The sequence below is a fragment of the Bacillus sp. MYb56 genome, assembly GCF_002976445.1.
Classification (GTDB): Bacteria; Bacillota; Bacilli; order Bacillales; family Bacillaceae_G; genus Bacillus_A; species Bacillus_A mycoides.
In genome coordinates this window covers 1-7,353 of sequence record NZ_PCOH01000080.1, presented here as the reverse complement: position 1 = coordinate 7,353, position 7,353 = coordinate 1, and the positions used below count along the sequence as shown (strand labels likewise).

Here is a 7,353-nt window from a genome sequence, read left to right as displayed (position 1 = left end):
TCAAACTCTCCAATAAAGTTAGTTTGTCTAGCATCTAAAAATAAAAATTGACGTTTCACGTTGTTTGTTTCGTTTAGTTTTCAAAGTTCAATGCCGCGTTTCAGCGACTTTTATAATTTAACATTTTGACTTGAATCTGTCAACAACTTTTTTCTTTCGTTCCTGACGACGCTTATTAATTTATCATATTACTAATCGATAAGTCAACGCTTTTTTAAAAAATGCCAAAATAAATTTATCTTGGCATTATATATAGCTTAATAATCACTAATGCAGCAACACCTGGCACCCCTAATAAACTTGATACTGTAGCTGTGCCCATGTTAATTGGAATATGAAAATCGAAATATGTCCCTGCAACATTCACAATAAATAGTAACGCTATACCTAAAGTGACATGAAAGAGTGCTTTCCCTATAAAACGTATTGGTTTAGCAGAAACACCAAAAACAAGAAAAATAAAAACTAAAGAAAGAATGCCAACAATAATAATTGTAGAATTCATTTTTTCCTCCTTATGAATGACCTATACATATCCATTTGTATGGGACAAGACAAGAAAAAAGAACATCTATAACATAACTCCTACCACTTCATCTTTATAACCTTTAATCAGTAATCTTTCTTCTAAGCACTAGCAATTAGATACAACTAATTCCATTCCCATTTTTTCTTTCTCCTCTTTATATCCCAAAAATAAAGTAGCCCTATTACTCACAAATAAATCGATAAAAAGTAAAAGGTCCCGCTTTAAAAAGCAGGACCTTTTACCATTGTTCCATTTTCACAGGACGACGTTTTGCTTCTTTTAACAAGAAAAAATATTTCGCCTCTGCTATTTTTAAAGAACAAAGTACATCTTGAGACGGCTCAACACTTTGTTCAACCAGTCTCTTCTGACGTAGCCATTCATTCTTTACCTTTTCTAATAATACAATTAACTTATCGTCATACTCTTTACGCAACTTACCCTTTTTTTGAAAGAACATTTTCCCTTCTCCTCTTATATCTCTCTACGGCCTTCTAAAGCTTTCGATAGTGTTACTTCATCTGCATATTCTAAATCTCCACCAACTGGCAGACCATGTGCAATACGAGTTACTTTAATTCCTGTTGGCTTTAAGAGGCGGGATATGTACATCGCTGTGGCTTCCCCTTCAATATTAGGGTTTGTTGCTAATATCACTTCTTGTACTGTTTCATCTTGCAGTCTCTTTAATAACTGCGGGATATTAATATCCTCTGGTCCAATTCCTTCCATTGGAGAAATGGCACCACGCAAAACATGATATACACCTTGATATTCTTTCATTTTTTCCATCGCAATTACATCTTTCGGCTCTTGTACTACACAAACAACCGATTGATCCCTATGCGAATCGTCACAAATATAACAAGGATCGCGGTCAGTGATATGTCCGCACACAGAACAATACGCTAAATCTCGCTTTGCATTCACAAGTGCTTTCGCAAAACCTAGTACATCATCCTCTTTCATATCTAACACGAAGAATGCCAATCGAACCGCTGTTTTCGGTCCGATTCCTGGCAACTTCATAAAACTATCGATTAATTTTGATATCGGTTCTGGATAATGCATATATCAATATCCTCCTAGAACATTCCACCTGGTAAGTTCATGCCTTTTGTAAATTTGCCCATTGTAGAGTTTGAAAGTTCATCAACCTTTTTAAGTGCATCATTCGTTGCAGCTAATACTAAGTCTTGTAACATTTCGATATCTTCTGGATCTACAACTTCTTCTTTAATTTTCACTTCAAGAACTTGCTTATGACCATTTGCAATAACAGTAACCATTCCGCCGCCAGCTGTACCTTCAACTGTTTTTTCGCCAAGCTCTTCTTGCGCCTTCGCCATGTCCTTTTGCATCTTTTGCATTTGTTTCATCATATTATTCATATTTCCCATTCCGCCACGCATCATAATTAATTCCTCCTCATTATTATTACTCTTTTATTTCAATAAGTTCTTGCCCTACTAATTTTACAGCCTCTTCTATAAGAGGATCTTCTTTTTGTTCTGGGCTTTCTTCAGAATCCCCGCCTTCGCGTTGTAAAAAGTCTTCACGAATTTTACCCCATTCACTTTTTGGGATAGCAATCATATTTAACCTTTTACTTAACAATTCAAAAAGGGTTTGTTCCAATGTATCCATCGCTTCTCGATTTTCACTAGCCATTTTGCAATGAATCTCATATTGAAATGCTAACACATAGGTATCATCCGAAGCCGCAACTGGTTCACTATTTTCTAATAAAACAGCAAATGCTACTTTGTTATGTGACTTGAGCCTTCCTAATAATTCGCCCCATACAGCTTTTAACTGTTCTAAATCTTGACGCTTCGCTTGCTTTAACACTTCATTCACACGTCCAACAGGAATTTTCATACTTCCTGTTCGTACCGGTTTTGGTGTTGCCCGCGTCTCTCTTACTTCCTGCTGCACACCAGCTGGCACGCCATTCTTTTTAACTTGCTCTAACTCTTTCTCCAACTGCTGCATCCTGTTCATAATCGCTTGTAAACGATCTGCGCCGTTTGCTTGCATCATAAACTGCTGACACAGTTGCACCATAACAACTTCCAAGAATATTCTTGGATGGTTTGTCCACTTCATCTCCTGTTGTCCCTTACTAAGGGTATGAATAATTTCATAGATTACTTCCGGTTGCATTTCTTCACTTAACGTACGGAATTGATCATCTACAATTACTCGTTCCAACATATGTTCTAATTGTGGTGAAGTTTGATATAAAAGCATATCACGATAGTAGTAAATGAAATCCTCCATAAAGCGAACTGGATCTTTCCCTTTACTCATCATCTCATCTATAATACGTAACGCTCTTGATACATCATTTTCACGTATACATTCTACCAGGTCACCCAAATATCGCTGAGATACAGATCCTGTTACAGCTAAAACATCTTCACTCGTCACCGTCTCATCACTATAAGAAATAGCTTGATCAATAAGACTGAGCGCATCACGCATACCACCTTCGGCGGCACGCGCTACGATTTGTAACGCTTCATCTTCTACTTGCGTACCTTCATTTGTCACGACCGTCGATAATCTCTCAACGATATCATTTACTGATATCTTTCGAAACTCAAAACGCTGACAACGCGAAATAATTGTAGCTGGAATTTTATGCGGTTCTGTTGTCGCCAGAATAAAAATAACATGTCCTGGCGGCTCTTCTAAAGTTTTCAAAAGCGCATTAAAGGCACCCATAGAAAGCATGTGAACTTCATCAATAATGTATACTTTATATCCTACAGCACTTGGAGCATATTTTACTTTATCTCTTATATCTCGAATTTCATCTACACCGTTATTTGAAGCCGCATCAATTTCTAATACATCTGAAATAGACCCTTGTGTAATTCCTAAACAAGAAGGACATTCATTACAAGGTTCAGCTACCGGGGCGTGTTCACAGTTAATTGCCTTTGCAAATACTTTTGCAATTGTCGTTTTCCCTGTTCCCCTCGGACCCGAAAACAAATAAGCATGTGAAGCTTTCTCTTGAAGAAGGGCATTTTGCAACGTTTTTGTCACGTGCTTTTGACCGACTACATCTTCGAATTTTTGCGGTCTCCATGTTCGGTATAACGCTTGGTATGACACGAAAATACGGCCTCCCTCAAAGGTTATTATCTTATTTATTATAACCCATTCTGTTTATAGATTCCAAAAGTTATTTTCCATACAAAAAACTCACCTTTATATAAAGGTGAGTTTTGTATACATATATAACTGCCGTGCACCTTCTGTCGATTACGTACCATAAGCGTTACTCAAGCAGTTAGCTCGGTTCAGGCACTCCTGCGGCACACGAGAAAACCCGCTTATTGCTGCTTCCTTCCGGACCTGACAAGGTTCACGGGGTCCCGTTGCGCAGGACCCAAACGTCAACACCACTTACTTAAGGCAGACCTTACAGCAACATAACCTCGAGAAGGGATTCAGCCTCGCTAGAGCGGATTGCGAGTATAGGGCACCGCTACCTCCCCGCTTAGCACGGCAAAGTTAAAACCAATATTCGGTTGCCTTGGATAAGGCATTATCAGTATAACTTGTTTTTTTACAAAATGCAAATACGTTAGTTACCATTACTTTTCTCTAGTTTTTTCACTTCTTTTCTTTTCTTACGAAGCTCCCTAAAAAAAATCGTTAACAACGTACCACATTCTTCTTCAAGTACACCAGGCACTACTTCACACTGATGATTAAAACGCTCATCAGTTAAAAGATTCATCAACGTACCTGCACATCCACCTTTCGGATCGCTCGCACCATATACAACCCGTTTTATACGCGATAAAACAATTCCCCCTGCACACATTGGGCAAGGTTCTAATGTTACATATAACGTTGCATCTTCTAAACGCCATGTCCCTAATTTTTTGCAAGCTTCATCAATAGCTAAGAGTTCGGCGTGAGCTATTGATCTCTGTTCAGTTTCTCTTAAGTTATGTGCGACACTAATCACTTCACCATCTAGCACAATTACAGCACCAATTGGTACCTCTTGTATCGCCTCCGCCTTCTTCGCTTCCTCTATTGCTAACTGCATAAAATATATATCTCGCTCCATAATATAGTCCTTTCACCAAAAATAAAATACACTTTTTCATTTCTTGCAGGTGGGATAACTTTTACAAATTCAATCCAACCTAAAGAAGAAAGAGAGGGAATTACATATGAAAAATACCGCCTTACTCATTATCGATATGATTAATGATTTTCAATTCTCCCACGGACCCATCCTGGCACAGAAATGTGAAATTATAAAGAACCCCATTTTACAATTAAAGGACACCATGAAATCATTGGGCTATCCAATAATTTATGTCAATGATCACTATCAACTTTGGAGATCTGATATTGATCAACTTATCACCCATTGTACAAATGAGTATAGTAAAAATATTATCGAGGCCATTGCTCCGCATACTGACGATTACATTTTTATTAAACCACATTACTCTGCTTTTTATGAAACACCTTTGAATTCTTTATTAGGTTATTTAAAAATCGAAAATCTCATTTTAACAGGAATTGCCGGGAACATATGCATCCTTTTTACAGCTAATGATGCCCATATGAGAAATTATACACTTTATGTACCACGGGATTGCATCGCTTCTAATAACGAGCAAGATAATGAACATGCTTTAAAAATAATGGAAGCCACATTAAAGGCAAATATTGTACCGTCATCCCAAATAAAATTTAATTAATACATATCTATTTTCTAACTTTTTATATCAAATTAGTCCGCTCGCTCCCCTCTTGTGCTACAATAATTCTGTTTTGTGTTTTTAGTAGTCACGGTAAATCACTGATTGAAAGGAGGAAACAGCGTGACCGGAGTACCATTTATCACGGTTGAAGGACCAATTGGTGTTGGAAAAACTTCACTTGCGAAGGAACTTTCAACTCACATGCAACTCCACTTACTAAAAGAGATTGTTGATGAAAATCCTTTTTTAGGAAAATTCTACGAAGACATCGACGAATGGAGTTTTCAAACAGAGATGTTCTTTCTTTGTAATAGATACAAACAACTAGAGGATATTAACATAAAGTATTTGAATCAAAGAAAGCCTGTAGTAGCAGATTATCATATATTTAAAAATTTAATTTTTGCATCCCGTACATTAAAAGATTCTCAATATGACAAGTACATGCAAATTTATCGCATTCTTACGCAAGATATGCCTGTGCCAAATGTCATCGTTTATTTAACAGCGAGCCTAGAAACATTACAAAAACGAATTGCCATGCGCGGAAGAGAATTCGAAAAAAATATGGATCCAAATTACTTGCTACAGCTTACAAAAGATTACGAAACAGCAATGGATGCTTTCAAAAAGGACCATCCAGATATTCCAGTATTGAAATTTAATGGAGACGATATGGATTTTGTAAGAAATCATGATGATTTAAATGTCATCTTATCAGCTCTTCAAAATACTCTCTTGAAGGAGTCGAAATAACAATGAATTTAAGGCAAAAATATGATATACCAAATGATGCAGTTATCACTATTGCTGGAACAGTAGGTGTCGGTAAATCAACTATGACAACTGCATTGGCTAACGCTTTAGGTTATCGTACATCTTTTGAAAAAGTAGATTCCAACCCATATTTGGACAAGTTCTATGCTGATTTCACACGCTGGAGCTTTCACTTACAAGTGTACTTTTTAGCAGAACGATTTAAAGAACAAAAAAGAATTTTCGAATATGGTGGCGGTTTTGTTCAAGACCGTTCTATCTATGAGGACACTGGTATTTTCGCAAAAATGCATTACGAAAAGGGTACAATGACTGAAACTGATTATGAGACATACAAAGGGTTATTTGATGCTATGGTCATGACTCCTTACTTCCCTCATCCAGACTTATTAATTTACCTAGAAGGTTCTTTTGATGATATTGTCGATCGTATTCAAGAACGAGGACGTCCCATGGAGCAGCAAACACCAATTGAATATTGGAAAGAGATGCATGGACGTTACGATAACTGGATTAATAACTTTAATTCATGCCCTGTTTTACGATTAAACATTAATGAATACGATATTTTAAAAGATGGCGATTCAATCGAACCAATCATTAAAAAAATTGGACATTTTTTAAAACAAACACGTAAACTTGTAAAATAAAAAACCCGTGCATATGCACGGGTTTTCCTATGAAATTACTTTTTCTTTTTTGTCGGAGCAATAATTTCACTCTCTGGCTTTCCAGCATTAATACGCTGACGAACAGTACTCGTACTAATATCATATGTTTCAGCAATCTCTTTAACAGTCAATTCTTTCCCATTAATTACTGCTGTTAGTAATTTCCCTGTACGTTTTGGAGTTACTTCTTTTTGCACAGCTGGTTTTTCAGCTTCTTTTGGTACCTCTACTTTTTTTGCAACCTGTTTTACATCACAAGTGCAACCACAAAGTTTACGGAATGTATCATCACTTATAATGCGCGACACATTTGCACCACTGTTTAAAATTCTATTGTTCTTACAGACAGGACATTGTACATAATATAAAGTTTTTCCATCTAAAGGAAACGTTTGTATAATAAGATCCATGTTAACTCCTTTCATATCTATGAAGATAATCATCGGAATATGAGTGTGTAATAAGGACACTATATCCTTACATCATACTTTATGATTGGTTTTAAAATAAAAACTCGTTACGTGTTGGTAACGAGTTCTCCAATCTCCACTTATATGCGCTGTTGTCAATTATATCTGGAGGAGGTAGAGGGATTCGAACCCCCGCGCGACTCTCGCCGCCTGTCGGTTTT

The 7,353-nt window shown here is 36.8% G+C and carries 10 protein-coding genes and 1 other RNA gene; 3 read left to right on the top strand and 8 right to left on the bottom strand.

Annotation, left to right across the window (positions count from 1 at the left end):
- Window positions 1–235: 235 nt before the first annotated feature.
- From CQ058_RS30385 to tadA, 7 genes are all read right to left on the bottom strand, one after another.
- Entirely contained in the window at window positions 236–505 is a 270-nt protein-coding gene (locus tag CQ058_RS30385) for a pro-sigmaK processing inhibitor BofA family protein (RefSeq protein ID WP_002009632.1), read from the bottom strand.
- Between the two features lie 262 nt (window positions 506–767).
- The gene (locus CQ058_RS30380; protein WP_002009631.1) at window positions 768–989 is read right to left on the bottom strand and encodes a YaaL family protein; all 222 of its coding nucleotides are present in this window, start codon (window positions 987–989) and stop codon (window positions 768–770) included.
- A gap of 14 nt (window positions 990–1,003) precedes the next feature.
- On the bottom strand, window positions 1,004–1,600 hold the full coding sequence (recR, locus tag CQ058_RS30375) for a recombination protein RecR (protein WP_002009629.1): 597 nt from the start codon (window positions 1,598–1,600) through the stop codon (window positions 1,004–1,006).
- A gap of 14 nt (window positions 1,601–1,614) precedes the next feature.
- Window positions 1,615–1,941 (bottom strand): YbaB/EbfC family nucleoid-associated protein, encoded by a 327-nt coding sequence (locus CQ058_RS30370; RefSeq protein WP_170935248.1) that lies wholly within the window; start codon window positions 1,939–1,941, stop codon window positions 1,615–1,617.
- 25 nt (window positions 1,942–1,966) lie between these two features.
- Window positions 1,967–3,655 (bottom strand): DNA polymerase III subunit gamma/tau, encoded by a 1,689-nt coding sequence (gene dnaX, locus CQ058_RS30365; protein ID WP_002029302.1) that lies wholly within the window; start codon window positions 3,653–3,655, stop codon window positions 1,967–1,969.
- Between the two features lie 132 nt (window positions 3,656–3,787).
- Window positions 3,788–4,052, bottom strand: an RNA gene (gene ffs, locus CQ058_RS30360) — signal recognition particle sRNA large type.
- 78 nt (window positions 4,053–4,130) lie between these two features.
- A complete protein-coding gene (gene tadA, locus CQ058_RS30355) occupies window positions 4,131–4,625 on the bottom strand; it encodes a tRNA adenosine(34) deaminase TadA (RefSeq protein ID WP_002029304.1) in 495 nt (164 codons plus the stop codon).
- A gap of 106 nt (window positions 4,626–4,731) precedes the next feature.
- Between tadA and CQ058_RS30350 the strand changes: the two genes are divergently transcribed.
- The 3 genes from CQ058_RS30350 (at window position 4,732) to CQ058_RS30340 (ending at window position 6,701) form a co-directional block, all read left to right on the top strand.
- Window positions 4,732–5,271: a cysteine hydrolase family protein gene (locus CQ058_RS30350; protein WP_002130738.1), complete on the top strand. Its 540-nt coding sequence runs from the start codon at window positions 4,732–4,734 to the stop codon at window positions 5,269–5,271.
- A gap of 123 nt (window positions 5,272–5,394) precedes the next feature.
- The gene (locus tag CQ058_RS30345; protein ID WP_002170085.1) at window positions 5,395–6,030 is read left to right on the top strand and encodes a deoxynucleoside kinase; all 636 of its coding nucleotides are present in this window, start codon (window positions 5,395–5,397) and stop codon (window positions 6,028–6,030) included.
- Between the two features lie 2 nt (window positions 6,031–6,032).
- Window positions 6,033–6,701: a deoxynucleoside kinase gene (locus CQ058_RS30340; RefSeq protein WP_002009620.1), complete on the top strand. Its 669-nt coding sequence runs from the start codon at window positions 6,033–6,035 to the stop codon at window positions 6,699–6,701.
- 35 nt (window positions 6,702–6,736) lie between these two features.
- Here the strand turns inward: CQ058_RS30340 and CQ058_RS30335 are convergent, their stop codons facing one another.
- Window positions 6,737–7,132, bottom strand: coding sequence for a sigma factor-like helix-turn-helix DNA-binding protein (locus CQ058_RS30335; protein ID WP_002029297.1), 396 nt, complete (start codon window positions 7,130–7,132; stop codon window positions 6,737–6,739).
- Window positions 7,133–7,353 lie beyond the last annotated feature (221 nt).